Genomic DNA, 15,792 nt, shown 5'->3' with positions numbered 1-15,792 from the left:
GGAATTTTTATAAGGCCCAAGTATCGGTTCTTTGTCTCTTCGACCAGCACACACGGCTACGACTGCCACAATGCTTTAGTGTACGGAGAGGTGCTTGGCGACCACAAGACACTGCACTTATATTATGCTTATGATGATGAGGCGGGGAACCGTGTACGGGAACGGTTTGTCGGGGTAAAGGATCAATGATTACTGCTCCCTGGCTTGGGTGCCGGGGAGCTAATTCTTAACCCACCTTTCTGTATGTACTTTAGTAACTGCCCCTTCGCATGCGAAGGGGCAGTTACTAAAGTACATATATTACATCATGAAAAACAAGATTTATTCTTCTTTTCTGGTTATTGCCCATCATGCTTTTGGTTACGAGACTTTAAAGATATTTTTCTAAATATGTGAAAGTTTCGAGTGTCTTGAATTTCTTAACTGTAGGAAAATCAAATAAAGTGGAGTGTTCTACAATCATAGCTTCAAAATCATGTTGGGCTAAATTCCTTATTCAGAAATGATGATCAACTTTTATAGCAGATACTTAGGGTTAATCTCCTTATTGTATTTATGCACTATGTGTACTAATGACAGCGACCGGGAGTACTTAGGTGCCGGAGCATGTATAATCGATACAACAAGTATCATACAAGTGAATTCTCCTGCTATCACACCGGTATACGGAATTACCCAGCAGCTTAAACCAAATCGGTTTATTGCTTATACCCCTATTATTCATTCCATTGACTGGGTAGATTTGTCCAATAGTAATTCGCCGCTCACCAAGCGGTTACAGCTGTTGCATGAAGGGCCAAAAGGTATCGACAATGTCAAAGACATTTATTTCCATAATTCTGATACCATTTTTGTTGCATGCGCATACCATCTTTTTTTCATCGATTCGGAAGGCACGATTATTCGTAAAATCCCTATTAATCAATCGTCAAGTCCTTTGAAGGGTATTGACTTTTCAAGTGTAACTTTGTATGCTCATAAAAAGAATGGGACGGGCATTCATTATTACCCCAAAGAAAAGTCATTGTACATCCCTTGCAAGGCTAGCCGATATGACCAATTTACCATTCCAGATCACTATGAAGTGCCCATTTTGGCAAAGTGGGACATTTCAAACGACTCCGTAACGATACTTGACCTTAAATACCCGGATAAATTCAGGCAACAATCCTACGGATTGCTCAACCGGCCTAATATTTCCTATACTGCAGACAAAATCGTGTATAACTTCAAAGTCGATTCAGATATCTATGTTTATGATTTGAAGACCCAAAAGGTTATAACGCACAAGTGCCCAAGCCAGCTCGTCGACGATGCGGAGCCTTTTTTAGTCAGGGGAACGGTATCGAGAGATCCGGAAGCCTTAATGAATCATCTACGGGGCAATCCAGACTATGGGGTGGTTATTTTCAATCCTTATCGTAATGAATACTATCGAAGTTTATTGTTTCCCGATGACTTTTCTGTAGGCAGAAAGCAACTTAAAAAGATGTCTCTTATGGTCCTCTCGCCAGAATTCAAAGTCAAAAAGGAAATCATTCTACCGAAAGGCACCGTTTCGTTTATGACCAGAGTTTTTACAGAACAAGGCGTATTGCTGCCAGTGCTGAGTGATGACGAGGATATAAAGCTGTATAGGCACTTGAAACTCACTTGTGCCTGAGCGCAATACCAAAGGGTCAATCTTCATATTCTTATGGAGCTAATCTTAAGATTGCCCTTAAAAATAATGATGAATAGATGAAAAACTGCTGTTATATATTTTTAAGCCTGCTGCTACTAATTTCGCTCAGCGCTTGTGCTCCAGACGCTTCCGGCGTAAAAACAAACACCTGCACAATTGACTCCACCCAATTGGTAAAAATACCGATGAGCAGCGAAATGATTAATTCCTACAAGGCGACCCAATTGATCGAACAAGAGGGCCGTGAAAAAATGGTAGCCTATAATGATGTCATGCATGGTATTGATGTGATTGACCTGGAACAAAAAGCAATGACTGATTTTGTTCGGCTGAAGAAAGAAGGGCCTGAGAAAATTGCCAAGGTCAGAGGCTTTTACTACGTCAACAAAGATTCGGTTTTTGTTTTCACTGACTTCAAAATCTTCCTCATCGATATGGAAGGAGACTTTAAACAGGTGATTGAGGTGAACTCGGAACGATCGAGGATTGAGGGGATTGACTTTTCAGAGTATGTTCTTGGTGTGAATCAGAAGAAAGGAAGGCCCGTGTATTTTGATCGCAACACGAATTTCCTCTATTTCCCACTGAGGTATCATCGGTATGATCGATACACTATACCTGAGCATTATGCCCGCGAAAACAGTCTTTGCGGCAGACTGAATATCAATACTTTGAAGTTCGAAAAATTGGATATTCATTACCCGGATATTTTCCGGGAAAAGAGCTTTGGCTTAATGAGTAGCCCAAACTTTCTTTTTCTGGAGGACAAGATTATTTACAATTTCAAAACGAGCAGCAAAATATATGTTTACGATATAGCGTCCGGAAAAACAGCGGTCAAAGAAGCCCCATCCGCCTATGCACCTAAGGAAGCGGAAGCCTACTATGGCAGTACCGGAGCTGGTGATGAACAGATTCACCATGTTACAAACAATCCGGAATACCGGGAGTTAAAATACATCCCGGAGCGACGTCAATATTACCGGGCGGTAATCAATACCCATCCAACTGAAGCTCTAAAAAAGGCTTCTTATTTTACCGTGATGGACGAGCAATTTAATGTGCTGACTGATTTTGAGTTACCTCCGTACCATTTTCCAATTGGAGCTTTGCCTTCAAAACAAGGGCTAATGTGTTACGTAACAAACGTGTCTGAGCAGGCCACTGCATTCAGGGTATTTCGTACGCAATGTGATTGATTTTCTTATATTTACTTACCTGAGTGTAGCGCAATGAATTGGGTGAAGCTCAGTTCAGCGCTTTTCTACCGCGTTTTTCTTAAATGAAACCAATTTTATGTGATAAAAAAATGGTTTGTCCTTCTTTCAGTAGGGCACATTTTGTGCCAATGTGCGCCTTCCTCCGGTAACTCCCCTGAGACAGGTGGCACTATGCCTGCTTCTCCCAATCGCGAGCAGCTAGCAGGAGCAGTTGTGCGCACGGAACCCGTAGTGCGCAAAGATTTCGTTGTCCAGGTTTTTTCCAGTGGAACATTGACGGCAACCCGGCAGGCAGATATCCAAGCCCAAGTCTCCGGCAGCCTTCAGGAGTTATTCGCCCGGGAAGGGCAGCGGTTTAAAAAAGGAGCGGCATTGGCGGTGTTGGATTCCACGGCTTTGATGCTGGAACTGGAAAAAGCTAACCTACAGCTGAAAGAAGCCATTTACAACAAAGACGATCAACTGGTGATGCAAGGTGGCACCTGGGGGGTAGATACCTCGGTCAATGCAGAAACCTTTGACAATATCCTGATCCGCAGTGGGCTAAGCAATGCCCGGCATACCATCAAAAAATTGAAGTACGAATGGTCCCAAATGGTCATCAGCGCTCCTTTCGACGGTATCGTAGCTGACGTTGCAGTAAAACCTTTCGAACAACTCACGGGTCAGACTACGATTTGTCGTTTGATAGATCCTGAAAGCTTTGTAGCTGCCTTTCAACTTCTGGAAAAGGATGCTATGGATATTTCCATTGGGCAGCAGGTAAGCTTAAGCCCTGTTGCAAGGCCCGGCTTGCGGCTGAAGGCACAAGTTTCACGGATCAACCCGGTGGTCAGCAGCAGTGGTTTGATCCGCATTCAAGCCAAAATATCTGCTCAGGATATACAAACCCACTCAGATATACTGTGGGAAGGGATGAAAGTGAACGTGGTCATTGAAAAGCGTATCTCCGGCCAATTGGTGGTGCCTAAATCGGCAGTAGTCGTACGTTCCGGAAGAGAGGTGGTTTTTGTGTACGACCAAACCGAAAAACGAGCCAAATGGAAGTATGTGAGCCTCGCCTATGAGAATGAGTCAGAGGTTGCTATCACAGAGGGCCTGCAGCCCGGAGAGCTGGCCATAACCGAAGGGAACCTGAACCTCGACCACGATACAGAGGTGGTGCTGGCAGATATCGAATGAACCTGGATGAGGTAAAATGGATAAACGAAAAGGATGCTTCAATTTCTGGTACAACGGCCCGTAGGAGTTTTTCTCTCTTTCCTGGGGCTTTTTATTATCGGTATCATCATGGCAGCCCGGCTTCCCGTTTCCCTGCTTCCGGATACGGACATACCCGAAATTACCGTGCAGGTGGAATACCCTAATGCTGCTGCCCGAACGATCGAAAGCACCATCACCGGGCCTCTGCGCAATCAACTGCTACAGACCAACCACCTCAAGGACATCAAAAGTGAATCACAGGATGGAGCAGCTACCGTTCAGTTGGCGTTTGAGTTTGGCACCAATACCCATCTGAGCTTTATAGAGGTGAATGAGAAGATAGATCAGATCATGTCGCGCCTGCCCCGCGACTTGCGACGGCCCAAAGTCATCAAAGCCAACGCCGGGGATATCCCGATTTTCTATGTCAGTGTAGTGCCTCGTGAAAATGGAGGTGTTAAGCCCGATTTTATAGCGCTTTCCGAATGGGCGAAGACCACCCTGAAGCGCCGTATGGAACAACTGCCGCCGGTCGCTTTTGTCGACTTGAGCGGATGGGTGGAACCTGAAATCATTCTGGTACCCAAGCCAGATATGCTTTCGAGCCTGGGGCTTCAGGAAACGGACATTGAACGGCTGTTGCAGCAAAACAACTATGACCTGGGCAGTGTGCTGCTGCAAGATGGTCACTACCAATACAATGTGGAGTTTTCTTCCCAATTGCAGTCTCCGGAAGATTTGGCAGCGATATACTTCAAGCACGATGATCAGGTGTTGCCCCTGAAAGAAATTGCAGATATCAAAGTAAACCCGCAAAATGATGTGGGCCGGTATCTCCACAACGGGCAGCAGGGCATTGTTTTTGCCATACGCAAACAATCAGAAGCCCAAATATTAGAGCTGAAAACCGCTTTCGCCCGTTTGCTGGAAGAGCTGAGGCAGGAATATCCGGAGCTCGACTTTTATATATCCAATGATCAGTCTGCCCTCCTTGAAGTATCAATCGACAGCCTCAGAAGCAGTTTGCTCTACGGCGGCATCGGGGCGTTTCTGGTCTTGTTCCTGTTCTTTCGGCAGTGGCAGTCTCCACTATTGATTGGTGTGGCCATACCTGCAGCCCTGACGGTCACCTTGTTAGGGTTTTTCCTCGCAGGCTTATCCATCAATATCATTTCCCTGTCGGGCCTGATACTTGGTCTGGGGCTGATGGTAGACAACTCCATCATCGTCATAGAAAACATAAGACAATTTAGAGAGCAGGGCTTTTCCAGAATTGATGCAGCCGTGCAGGGGGCCAATGAAGTGATCCGGCCGCTGATTAGCTCTGCACTGACCACTTGCTCGGTTTTCGTGCCATTGATTTTCCTGAGCGGCATGGCCGGGGTGCTTTTTTATGACCAGGCTATTTCAATAGTCCTGGCCCTTGGCAGTTCTCTGCTAATTGCTTACATCCTGCTACCCACCATCCTAAATCAATCCTGGAAAAAAACTGCGCCTTCGTCATTAAGCGCTCAGGCACGGCCTGTACCCAACGGAGGAAACCGGTTGTTTACTCAAACGGTGGATACTGTGCTGCGCCACCGGATAGTTTTTGGCGCTTCTTTTACCCTTTTTGCCACCGTAGGCCTTCTGGTGTCAGACCGGCTTCCGCGGGCATCTTTTCCTGAAATTACACGGGCCGGCCTGGAAATCAATATTGACTGGAACGAGCCCATTCGCTACACCGAAAACCAAGCCCGGATGACCGCATGCTGGCAGCATTTCCAGGAGCGCTTCCCAAGCTCAGGCATTTTTGTTGGCGACCAGCAGTTTTTACTTAGTAAACAGCAACTAAACTCCAATGAAGCCCGGGCTTTTTTCTTTGGGGCCATTGATCGAGGCGACAATACCGCAAGAGCAGCTGTTGCTAAATTTATAGAAAACGAATACCCCGGAGCAAAAGTAGACATCAAATTAATTGACAATTTATTTGATGAGATTTTCGGGGAGGAGGAAGCGCCCTACCTCTTGCATTTGCAGTCCAATGCCGCGCTGGGCACGCCCTCCCCCGAGGAGCTGATGCCGGTGATCAGCTGGCTCCGGGCAAACGGCCTTCAGGCATCCTTGCCGCCGCAAAAGGAAGAATTAATCGTGGAGATACTCCGGGATCAGGTCTTGTTTTATGATGTAGACCATCAGGCCCTGTATGCTAAATTGCAATCGGCCTTTAGCGCCAATCAAATCGGGGTATTGAAAGGCGACGAGCGCCAAATCCCGATCCGCTTATCGGCAGCAGATACGGCTTTTCGAGCCAACTTTGAGGCTGTTTTTGTGCAAAGCCAGTCTGGTCAGCCGTTGCCCCTGAGCTTGTTTGTCCGCATGCACAAACACCTGGATTATAAAAAAATAACTGCCCGGAAATCGGGGGAAATGGTAACCGTTCCCTTGTTCCTTTCAGCCGGGCAATCCTTTGAGGGGCTAAAAAGCAATTTCCCCAAAAACACCAATTTAGCGGTCTCCTATTCCGGGCAGGCTTTTTCCAATCAGGCGCTCATCGGAGAATTGCTGATGGTATTTGCTATTGCGCTCCTACTGCTATACCTGATTTTGGCAGCGCAGTTTGAGTCGTTGTTACAGCCGCTTATTGTACTGCTCACGGTGCCATTCGGCCTGGCAGGAGCGGTTTTGTCGTTGTACATGCTGGGGCAAAGCTTAAACCTGGTCTCCGTGATTGGCATGATCGTCATGAGCGGTATTGTGGTCAACGATGCCATTCTGAAAGTTGATATCATGAACCATCTGTCAAAGCGCCTGCCTATCCGGGAGGCTATTCATCAGGCTGGGGTTCGTAGGCTGCGGCCCATACTGATGACTTCCCTGACGAGCATCCTGGCACTCACCCCTATCCTGTTTTCAGGAGGGCTGGGCGCTGAGCTGCAGCGGCCACTAGCCGTATCTGTTATCGGTGGGCTTATTGTGGGCACCTTGGCCAGTCTTTATGTAATACCGTTGCTGTATAGTGTGCTGGGGAATTGGAAGGAAAAACGGCATCGGCTGCATAAGTGAGTCCGGTTGAAAAATGCCTTGGGCAGTATTTGATTGATCGGTTTCTTAAACCCAATGCTCAATGCCGCAGCACAAATAAAGGTGTGAAAAAGAGCAATACCATCACCGAAAATAATAGACCGCCTATGGCACCGATCGCCAGCGAAAACCAGAATACTTCCTGCTGCCCATGGATCAGGAACGGGCCTAAGCCCAAAGAAGTGGAGAAGATAGTAAGCAAAATGGGGGCAATTTTGTGCTGTAGTGCCTTAAGGTAAGGCCTCAAGGGGGGGCTATTCGGATATTTTTTGCGAAAGCCGTTGAAATCGTTGATCAAAAAAATTAAGCCGTTTACGACAAGTCCGCTCGTCAGTAAAAAAGAGGTGTACCCTCCCTGGTCAAACGGGAATTTGAACCAGTAGAATGTCAGAAAAATACCGATAAATGAAGTGGGGATGATTAAAATGATGGCTAGCGCCTGCCGTAAAGACTCAAATGTGAGGGCACAAACTAAGAAAATGAGCACGATGACCAGCCCAAGTAGGGCGGATTGTTCCCCAAGGTGGCTGTCCCATCCGAATCGCCGCCGCTCTATGGAGTAGCCCAGAGGCAATTCCTTCTTCATCTCTTCGATTTTTTCATTGAGAAATTTACTGCCAAAACGCGGAGAGCCCAGGTACTCAAACGTAATGGACTGAATGTACTGCTGATTTTCCTTGCGTATAGAGGCAGGCACTTGCCGCCTTTCCAGCCGGGCGAAATCAGAAAAGGCAACAAGCAGGCTATCGGCAGGCTGTGGAACATGTTCCAGGTGCCAGCGGTCTTTTTGCGGCAGCTGATCCGATACCAACCGTACGGGGATCAAACCGGGGAGGTAGAGATCAGAGCTTCGGTTTTGGCCAGCTTGCGCGAGGGTACGCTGAACCATGGGTATTGTCAAACCTTGCTGTACCATTTTGCGGCGGTCCAGATCAACATACAAGGCGTACAAATCTTTTTCAGACCGGGAGTAGTTGGCTGATGTATTCACTTCCTGAATGCGGGAATTCAGCAATAGCTTATCGGCAAAATTCCGGGCTTGTTTCTCTAATTCAGCCTTTTGATACCCATACATGGAAACCCGGAAAGTAGGAGGTGAGGCTGCACGGTCGTTGCTAAACCCTCTGCCTACGCCAAAGATATTCCAGGTCACGCCTCCCATATTGAAACTGAAAGCTGTTACCCTGGATTTTAGCTGGGCGGGGAAGCTGTGCTCATAAGCGCGGTTGAAGTAGACTTCGATGGCAGCGTGCTGGCCATTATCAATTTGGGCTACGTACTTTTGGATCTCCTGCGGAAATTGGCTCAGATAGGCTTCCATTCTCTGAATCACTCGATTCATTTGCTCCAGGGTAGAGCCATTAGGCAAATCGGCATGGATATACAGCACCGTTTGTCCGGCATCCCGAAAGCCAGAGCCTTCATACACATACAGGCTGAAGAGCCTCAGCGTACCGCCCAGCCATTTGTTCACATAGGGCTTCATGTTCTCCACATACCATTTATCGCCAAGGGTTGCATTATACCAGTCTTTGCCGGGGATCCGGTTGGGCAGCAAAAAAACGGGCAACCCAAAACAAAGGACAATCAGTCCAATGAGCAGTTTTTTATGCCTCATCAGCAGCGTCAGCAGCACTGCATAGGCGGCATACAAGCGCACGATATTTCTGCGGGCCCCAAAGGAGAAGACTGCTTTGGAACTCACAGTGGGCCTTGGGTAAAACCGTTCCATGAGGGCAGGGATCAGCCATACAGCCACTACGGCAGAGACCAAAAGATTGATGCCGATGACCTTTGCAAAGCTCAGGAGGTCGGCTTGCCATTTCTCCGGAAGAAACCAAATGATGAGCAGTGCGGACAGTGTGGTAAGGGTGCTGGCTAAAATGGCTGGGAAGACCTTTCGATTGCCCTGATTTTTCCAGTGGTGCATCATCACAATAGCGTTGTCGATGACCATGCCAAAGGAAACCGTAATGCCGGCTAGCGCGTACAAATGGATTTCAATGCTCAGGAAATAATAAAAAATGAAGGCAATGCCCAGGTTAACCACGAGGCTGAGGAATACGATAAGAGGGGAGCGCCAGTTGCGGTAGGTGAGCGTCATCAGCAACAGCAGTACGCCCAATGAAAGCAAGGAGCGCTGTGCAATTTTTTCTAATTCCAGCTTCAGGTAGGCTGTAGCATCGTAGTCTGCGATAAGTTGGTAGGTAGGCGGAAAGCCTGAGGCTTGTTCAGATAGCGCTTCCTTGACACGGGGCGCAAGCTGCAATTGGTTGACCCCGCTTTGGGCATAAAAAGCAAGCCGGATGCTGTTTTGTCCATTGACCCGGTAAAATTGAGTGGGCGGGAGCGCTTCCCAATCGAGTCGCGCTAATTGCCCCAGGCGTATTATCTGGCCCGAAACTTTTGCGATGGGAATGTCCAAAAGTGTCCTCCTTTGCTCCGCTATAGTTTGTTGCTCCATCCATTCCGGAGTATTGTCAAGCACCACCCATCCTGAATGCAGCGTTCCGAATATCTGGCCAAGGCTCTGCCGTTCGAATGCGGACTGAAGAGCCATTGAAATATCAGCTTCTCTCAACCCTAATTGCATTAAGAGCTCTTCCTTCATCGTGATTTTCCAAGCTGAGGCGTTACCGCCTTTCACTTGTATTTCCTCTACGCCATCTAGGAGCGACAAGCGTGGTTTGAGCTTGTCAGACGCGAACCGGAATAGGGCTTCCGGACTGTCTGCCCCGCTCAGCGAGTAGAGCAGCACCGGCCGGTCCGATGCATCTTGTTCGGCATTTTGAGTACTGATTTGCGGATAACTGACACCGGCTGGCAAGGATGGATAAATTTGCCTGATTTTGGAGGCGATTTCAAATCTGAGGCCATCTATGTCCACTCCGGGCTTTAGGTCCAGAGTGATACTGGCAGTGCCCTTTCGGGAAATGGAGTACAGGTTCTCAACGCCTCTTACCAAACCAAATGCGCCTTCCAAAACGCTGGTCACTTCCCTTTCCAGCACTTTTGGTGAGGCACCTGGCCAACTGTACTCAACACTTATTTGCGATTGCTGGCCTGAGGGCAGCCATTGTACCGATAATAAAGGCAGCAATGCAAACCCAATTACAGTCAGGCAGGCAAAAAGTATGAAGGTGGTAAAGGTGCGCATTGATTGCTCTGTTAAGCTAGCAGCAATAATTTACGCAAGTTTTTGGAATTCTGATCCGCTTTTTCTTTGCTGCCTTCAACTTTTATAGTCTGACATCTTAAAATTAGTGAGAATATGACAAAGCTTTTTTTAGGCCAGCAAGACAGAAAACGTAGACATCTCAATAGCCGTCGATAAAGTTTTGGTGAGGCTTTCTAACGCTGCTAGCCAGAAACGAACAAGTCAACATTCATAATGCTTAGGTTGCCAGGCTACACTTTTCTGTGCTGCTTCATGAAGCGATTGTGGAATTGATGTCCGAATATCTAGTCCGGTCGCGGCTCCAAAGCCGCCACCGGACTTCAAATAATGAAGCCTATCTTCCAGCCCAACTCATCTCCGGTAATCCTCATACCCCTCCGCTTCAAGCCGGGTATACTTCACCTTGACCCCTTCAGCCAGGTCCTGCTTGTAGGTCAAAATACGCCCCAGCACCGTCTCATCCTGCGCACCGATGATCTGAGCCGCGAGGATGCCTGCATTCTTAGCAGCATTGAGGGCTACCGTGGCTACTGGCACGCCATTGGGCATTTGGAGGATGGACAGGACCGAGTCCCAACCGTCTATCGAATTGGAGGATTTCACGGGTACACCAATGACGGGTAGTGGCGAAAGGGAGGCGACCATGCCCGGCAGGTGAGCAGCCCCTCCAGCTCCGGCAATAATGGCTTTGATGCCTCTGCCGTGGGCCTGTTTGGCAAACTCAAACATCCGCTCCGGCGTGCGGTGGGCCGAAACGATGGTGACCTCAAAGGGGATGTCCAGTTCCTTTAGCACATCGGCGGCCTGCCGCATGACGGGCAAGTCGGAGTCTGATCCCATAATAATGCTGATCATATCTTTGGTTTTGTTTTTTCCTGTCAAAATTATCGCCCCGGTGCCAGCCCCTCAGAGAAATCTCTTACATCCTGAAAGTTGGTGGGGATCGCAATCGCTCCGGTCGTGTCGATGAAGGCCATGCCGTTGCGGGTAGCGACCCGTGCCAGCCCTTCCGCAAAGCCCCAGGCCAGAAAGAACTCAGGAGGGGTAATGACCCGCCCGTCCTGATGCAGGTACCCCCAGCGCCGCCCCATCCGGTAGGGGATGAGCCCTTCGCTAAAGGACATCAGCTGGTCAAACTGTGCCGGCACGATCTCCTCGCCGTTCCGGTCGATGAAGCCGTAACGCCCTTCCTGCTCAAAGGCCCAGAAGCTTTCACCTACGTACCAGAGCTGCTGGTAAGCGGTGGCTGTGATGAGCTGCCCGTTGGGGTCAATGAGTTGGTACAGGCTATCCCGGCTGACTACCGCCCGGTCATTCGCAAAGTCCCGGGCATCCAGCCATTCAAAGGGGACGGCTGTGCTGCCATCCGGGCGCAGGAAGCCATAATACCCCTTCTGCCGTGCCCGTATGCGCCGGTTTGACATGGGGTCCGTTTTCGCGTAAGCGGCGGGTATCATCCATTGCCCCAGGGTATCAATAAGTCCGTATTTGCCTCCTGACCTCACTGCGGCTGTGCCATTCTGAAAATCGGAAGCCCGCTCAAAGGTCGGTTCAATGATAAGGGCGCCTTGACCATTAAGATAACCATATTGTGCTCCAACGCGCACCCTGGCCCGCCCTTCTTCAAAGTCATTCAGCTGATCGTAGCCCGGATCGATCACCCATTCGCCACTCCGGTTGATGAAGCCCATTTTGCTGTCGGGGTAGGTCAGCACCCGTGCCAGCCTTTCCCGAAAAGGGAAAGCAGCCTGAAACTGCGGCTCAATGGCCATACGCCCTTCCGGATCAATATAGCCCCAGTATCCGCCCAGGCGCACCGCCGCCAGCCCTTCTGAAAAAGCCCGTACTTCGTCAAAGCGGGGCGGGATGCGGAAACGCCCGTTTCGCCCAATAAAGCCCCAGGGCTGTTCTGCTTTATCAAAGTCCTCCGCCCGGCCGGGCAAGGTTGCTGTCGAATCCTGAGCGGGCTTTTCCGCAGGTGGCGGGTCCTCCTTGCAACCTGGCAAAAGCAAAAGGCTGCTGAGCAAAATCATGGTAGAAGTACCGGTGAAGAAACGTGCGGCAGGCATAGCAGGCAGTTCGGCTGAATCAATTTATATTTCGAAGTCTACTCCCCGGCGGAGTAAGTCGTCGTACCGCTCCCGGAAGAGTTGCTCGTAGGCTTCCTTGTCAAAACTATACAACTTGGCAGGGCGGTGGGCCACGTTTTCCTGTTTGCCCACTTCGCGCAGCACGCCCATTTTGAGAATGCGGGTGCGGAAGTTGCGCTTGTTGAGCTCGTCCACGCCCAGTACCGTCTCATACAATTGCTGCAGCTGAGAAAGGGTAAACTGCTCGGGCAGCAGCTCGAAGCCAATGGGCTGATAGCGCACCTTGGCCCGCAGGCGGTTGGTCGCCATCTGCAGGATTTTGTCATGGTCAAACGCCAGTGGCGGGAGCTCCTGCACCGGGAACCATTCCACCTGCCGGGCATCAGAAGCCGCCTCAACGGGGTGCTCGCTCAGGTTGACCAGCGCGTAGTAAGCCACACTGACCACCCGGCCCCGGGGGTCGCGCTCCGGCGCACCAAAGGTGAAAAGCTGCTCAATGAACACATCCCGGACGCCGGTCTCTTCCTCCAGCTCGCGCAGGGCCGCCGCCTCCAGGCTCTCGTCCATATCCACAAAGCCGCCCGGCAGGGCCCAGCGCCCGGCAAACGGGTCATTCTTGCGCTGTATCAGCAGCACTTTCAGCTGATGGCTCTCATCCAGTCCGAAAATCACACAGTCCACGGTCAGGGCCGGCCGTGGGTACTCATAAGTATAAGCCATGCCAACGGGTTGTTTACGCTTAACAAAGTGGTCACCGACGATAAATGTCGGGCTTACAGTCCAGACATTCATCGTCTGGGATCTATGATTTGCGACATCGGCCACTGACGAAGCGTAGCTTGTCAGGACAGGCGCAGGCCACTTTCCGGCGTTAATGCCGACATCAAGCCGGTTTGCTATGGCAAACCACTTTATCGTCGGTATATTACGTTGGGTGAAATTAAGGAAATTAATTTGCCGCTATCAAACTTTACCTTATTTTTGCCCAGCTTTTCAAAAACTGTAAGTTATAATGGCAAGAAGAAAAAGAAATCAGAAGCAGTCAGACGAGACGTTGGTAGATATTGTGGAGGTGCGCGATCAGGCGCAGGGCTTCATGGACGCCAATCAGAATTATATCTTTGGTGGCCTGGTGGCGCTCGTTCTCATCGTAGGCGGCTTCCTCGCCTATAAGAATTTTTATCAGAAGCCGAAGCAGCAGGAAGCGGTGGAGCAGATGTTCCGTGCGCAGCAGCGCTTCGAGCAGGATTCCTTTGCACTGGCACTCACCAACCCCGGTGGCGGCTACATGGGCTTCCTTGATGTAATCGACAACTACGGCGGTACCGATGCCGGTAATATGGCTAAGTACTACGCTGGCGTTTCTTACCTGCACTTGGGCAAGTATGAGGCCGCACTCGACTACCTGAAGGACTATAGCCCGGCGGGTGAAGTGACACCGGTTATGAAGCACGGCGCCCTTGGCGATGCGTACTCTGAGCTGGGTGACTTCGATGCGGCAATGAAGCAGTACAAAAAGGCGATCAGTGCAGGCGATAACGAAGTGCTGACGCCCTACTACCTGAAGAAGATTGGAATGTTGCACGAGCGCAACGGCAACATGGCGGATGCCAAGGCTTCCTACGAGCGTATCAAGGAAGAGTACCCTGGTTCTCCGGTAAGCCGCGATATCGAAAAGTATATCGTTCGCGCTTCTCAGGGATAATTTCCCGCTGCATTAAACTACTATCGGAAAGGTAAGGTTCTTCTTTGATGAGAGCCTTACCTTTTCTAATTTGTCCCCTAATCCACATCAATTATGGCAAGTGCATTAAAGAATCTTTCCACCTACGACGAAGCGCAATTGCCTTCCGCAGAGGAGTTTGCCTTTGGCATCGTAGTGGCCGACTGGAATCCCGAAATTACCCATGCGCTCTACGAGGGCTGCTATGACACCCTGATCAAGCACGGCGCGAAGGAAGCCAATATCCATACCGCTCAGGTGCCCGGCTCCTTTGAGCTGCCGGCTGGCGCCAAAATGATGATCGACAAGCACAAACTCGATGCCGTTATCTGCCTGGGCTGCGTTATTAAAGGCGAGACCTCCCACAATGAGTACATCAATCAGGCGGTGGCCAGCGGGCTCACCAACCTAAGCATGGTATACGGAAAGCCTTTTATTTTTGGGGTGCTGACGCCAAATACCGAGGAGCAGGCCCGGGACCGCGCGGGCGGCAAGCACGGCAATAAGGGCGTGGAAGCGGCTGTAACCGCTATCCGTATGGCGGCTTTGAAGGACTCTTTGAAAGCTGGGCAGTCCCGTATTGGTTTTTCTTAGTGCTCTTTTACTGATTACACCCAAAACACCATATAATGACCATCCATATCATAGAAACCGGGTATTTTAAGCTGGACGGCGGCGCCATGTTCGGCGTGGTGCCCAAGACCCTCTGGCAAAAGAAAAATAAGCCCGATGAAAATAACCTTTGTACCTGGTCTATGCGCTGCCTGCTCATTGAGCAGGGGGAGCGCCGCATACTGGTAGACACGGGTATCGGCGATAAGCAGGACGAAAAATTTCGCTCCCACTTTGAGCCGCACGGAGAAGCTTCTCTCATGGGCAGCCTTCAGCAGGCAGGCTTCGAGCCCGAGTCCATCACCGATGTATTGCTCACCCACCTGCACTTTGACCATGTGGGCGGAGCGGTGAAGTACGATGCGGATAAGAACCTTGTGCCTGCCTTCCCCAATGCCACCTACTGGTCTAACGAGGTGCATTACAACTGGGCTTATTATCCTAATCCACGAGAGAGGGCTTCCTTCCTGAAAGAAAACTTTGTGCCCCTGAAAAAGGCGGGCGTCCTTAAATTTATCGATGTACAAAAAGATGACTTGGAGTGGCTGCCCGGTATCGATATCCGCTTCGTCTACGGTCATACGGAAGCGATGATGGTACCGATTTTCCATCAGGGCGACCATACCCTCGTCTACTGTGCGGATGTGATCCCATCCTCCTTCCACATCGGTATGCCCTATGTGATGAGCTACGACCTGCGCCCCCTCGATACCATGCGGGAAAAGGGGCGTATTCTGGAAGATGGCGTAGACCGTGGGCATTACCTGTTCTTCGAGCATGACCCTTTCACCGCCTGCGCACAGGTAGAGCGCAATGACCGGAGCCACATCGCGAAAGGAGCGGATGTTGATGTGGAGGCTATATTCCAATAGACTTGTTCAGCTAGGCCTGAACGAGCGAAAGTGTAGCAAATTTTATTTTCATCCAGGCAAAAAACGTAGGCGATGCCTAAGCATCGGCGAGGCTTTTTAACGACGAGCAAGATAAAATTTGCCACTTGCAGCCGTTTGAGGCTCTAG

At 49.8% G+C, this 15,792-nt stretch carries 12 protein-coding genes; 8 read left to right on the top strand and 4 right to left on the bottom strand.

The features are described from left to right. The 5 genes from MRY86_RS15305 to MRY86_RS15285 form a co-directional block, all read left to right on the top strand. A partial coding sequence (locus MRY86_RS15305) for a hypothetical protein (RefSeq protein ID WP_293568693.1) occupies positions 1 to 189 on the top strand: 189 nt, incomplete at its 5' end. A gap of 313 nt (positions 190 to 502) precedes the next feature. Beyond that, the gene (locus tag MRY86_RS15300; RefSeq protein ID WP_293571608.1) at positions 503 to 1,663 is read left to right on the top strand and encodes a DUF4221 family protein; all 1,161 of its coding nucleotides are present in this window, start codon (positions 503 to 505) and stop codon (positions 1,661 to 1,663) included. 77 nt (positions 1,664 to 1,740) lie between these two features. After that, positions 1,741 to 2,883: a DUF4221 family protein gene (locus tag MRY86_RS15295; protein ID WP_293568690.1), complete on the top strand. Its 1,143-nt coding sequence runs from the start codon at positions 1,741 to 1,743 to the stop codon at positions 2,881 to 2,883. A gap of 99 nt (positions 2,884 to 2,982) precedes the next feature. Further along, positions 2,983 to 4,086, top strand: a complete 1,104-nt coding sequence (locus tag MRY86_RS15290) for an efflux RND transporter periplasmic adaptor subunit (protein ID WP_293568688.1) — start codon at positions 2,983 to 2,985, stop codon at positions 4,084 to 4,086. Between the two features lie 33 nt (positions 4,087 to 4,119). Continuing rightward, the gene (locus MRY86_RS15285) at positions 4,120 to 7,152 is read left to right on the top strand and encodes an efflux RND transporter permease subunit (protein ID WP_293568686.1); all 3,033 of its coding nucleotides are present in this window, start codon (positions 4,120 to 4,122) and stop codon (positions 7,150 to 7,152) included. 58 nt (positions 7,153 to 7,210) lie between these two features. Here the strand turns inward: MRY86_RS15285 and MRY86_RS15280 are convergent, their stop codons facing one another. From MRY86_RS15280 to MRY86_RS15265, 4 genes are all read right to left on the bottom strand, one after another. Beyond that, a complete protein-coding gene (locus MRY86_RS15280) occupies positions 7,211 to 10,327 on the bottom strand; it encodes an efflux RND transporter permease subunit (RefSeq protein ID WP_293568684.1) in 3,117 nt (1,038 codons plus the stop codon). A 372-nt stretch (positions 10,328 to 10,699) separates the two neighbouring features. Beyond that, positions 10,700 to 11,203 carry a 5-(carboxyamino)imidazole ribonucleotide mutase gene (gene purE, locus MRY86_RS15275; RefSeq protein WP_293568682.1) on the bottom strand — a complete coding sequence of 168 codons (504 nt, stop codon included), beginning with the start codon at positions 11,201 to 11,203 and terminating at the stop codon, positions 10,700 to 10,702. A 29-nt stretch (positions 11,204 to 11,232) separates the two neighbouring features. After that, complete coding sequence (locus MRY86_RS15270) at positions 11,233 to 12,417, bottom strand: WG repeat-containing protein (RefSeq protein ID WP_293568680.1); 1,185 nt, start codon at positions 12,415 to 12,417, stop codon at positions 11,233 to 11,235. Positions 12,418 to 12,441: 24 nt separating this feature from the next. Continuing rightward, positions 12,442 to 13,158: an NUDIX domain-containing protein gene (locus tag MRY86_RS15265; protein WP_293568695.1), complete on the bottom strand. Its 717-nt coding sequence runs from the start codon at positions 13,156 to 13,158 to the stop codon at positions 12,442 to 12,444. A 292-nt stretch (positions 13,159 to 13,450) separates the two neighbouring features. On the opposite strand from MRY86_RS15265, the gene MRY86_RS15260 reads away from it, so the two are divergent. From MRY86_RS15260 to MRY86_RS15250, 3 genes are all read left to right on the top strand, one after another. Further along, a complete protein-coding gene (locus MRY86_RS15260; RefSeq protein WP_044148277.1) occupies positions 13,451 to 14,143 on the top strand; it encodes a tetratricopeptide repeat protein in 693 nt (230 codons plus the stop codon). A gap of 93 nt (positions 14,144 to 14,236) precedes the next feature. Continuing rightward, a complete protein-coding gene (gene ribH, locus MRY86_RS15255; protein WP_044215788.1) occupies positions 14,237 to 14,755 on the top strand; it encodes a 6,7-dimethyl-8-ribityllumazine synthase in 519 nt (172 codons plus the stop codon). A 35-nt stretch (positions 14,756 to 14,790) separates the two neighbouring features. Continuing rightward, a complete protein-coding gene (locus MRY86_RS15250; protein WP_293568672.1) occupies positions 14,791 to 15,645 on the top strand; it encodes an MBL fold metallo-hydrolase in 855 nt (284 codons plus the stop codon). Positions 15,646 to 15,792 lie beyond the last annotated feature (147 nt).

Origin of the sequence: Phaeodactylibacter sp. (assembly GCF_022763345.1) — a bacterium.
Lineage (GTDB): Bacteria > Bacteroidota > Bacteroidia > Chitinophagales > Saprospiraceae > Phaeodactylibacter.
This window is presented reverse-complemented; position numbering and strand designations above follow the sequence as displayed.

Excerpts from the sequence above, each read along its gene's own strand:
- MRY86_RS15260 (WP_044148277.1), top strand. The coding sequence starts at position 13,451 with ATGGCAAGAAGAAAAAGAAATCAGAAGCAGTCAGACGAGACGTTGGTA.
- purE (WP_293568682.1), bottom strand. The coding sequence starts at position 11,203 with ATGATCAGCATTATTATGGGATCAGACTCCGACTTGCCCGTCATGCGG.
- MRY86_RS15295 (WP_293568690.1), top strand. The coding sequence starts at position 1,741 with ATGAAAAACTGCTGTTATATATTTTTAAGCCTGCTGCTACTAATTTCG.
- MRY86_RS15300 (WP_293571608.1), top strand. The coding sequence starts at position 503 with ATGATGATCAACTTTTATAGCAGATACTTAGGGTTAATCTCCTTATTG.
- MRY86_RS15265 (WP_293568695.1), bottom strand. The coding sequence starts at position 13,158 with ATGGCTTATACTTATGAGTACCCACGGCCGGCCCTGACCGTGGACTGT.
- ribH (WP_044215788.1), top strand. The coding sequence starts at position 14,237 with ATGGCAAGTGCATTAAAGAATCTTTCCACCTACGACGAAGCGCAATTG.
- MRY86_RS15285 (WP_293568686.1), top strand. The coding sequence starts at position 4,120 with ATGCTTCAATTTCTGGTACAACGGCCCGTAGGAGTTTTTCTCTCTTTC.
- MRY86_RS15270 (WP_293568680.1), bottom strand. The coding sequence starts at position 12,417 with ATGCCTGCCGCACGTTTCTTCACCGGTACTTCTACCATGATTTTGCTC.
- MRY86_RS15280 (WP_293568684.1), bottom strand. The coding sequence starts at position 10,327 with ATGCGCACCTTTACCACCTTCATACTTTTTGCCTGCCTGACTGTAATT.
- MRY86_RS15250 (WP_293568672.1), top strand. The coding sequence starts at position 14,791 with ATGACCATCCATATCATAGAAACCGGGTATTTTAAGCTGGACGGCGGC.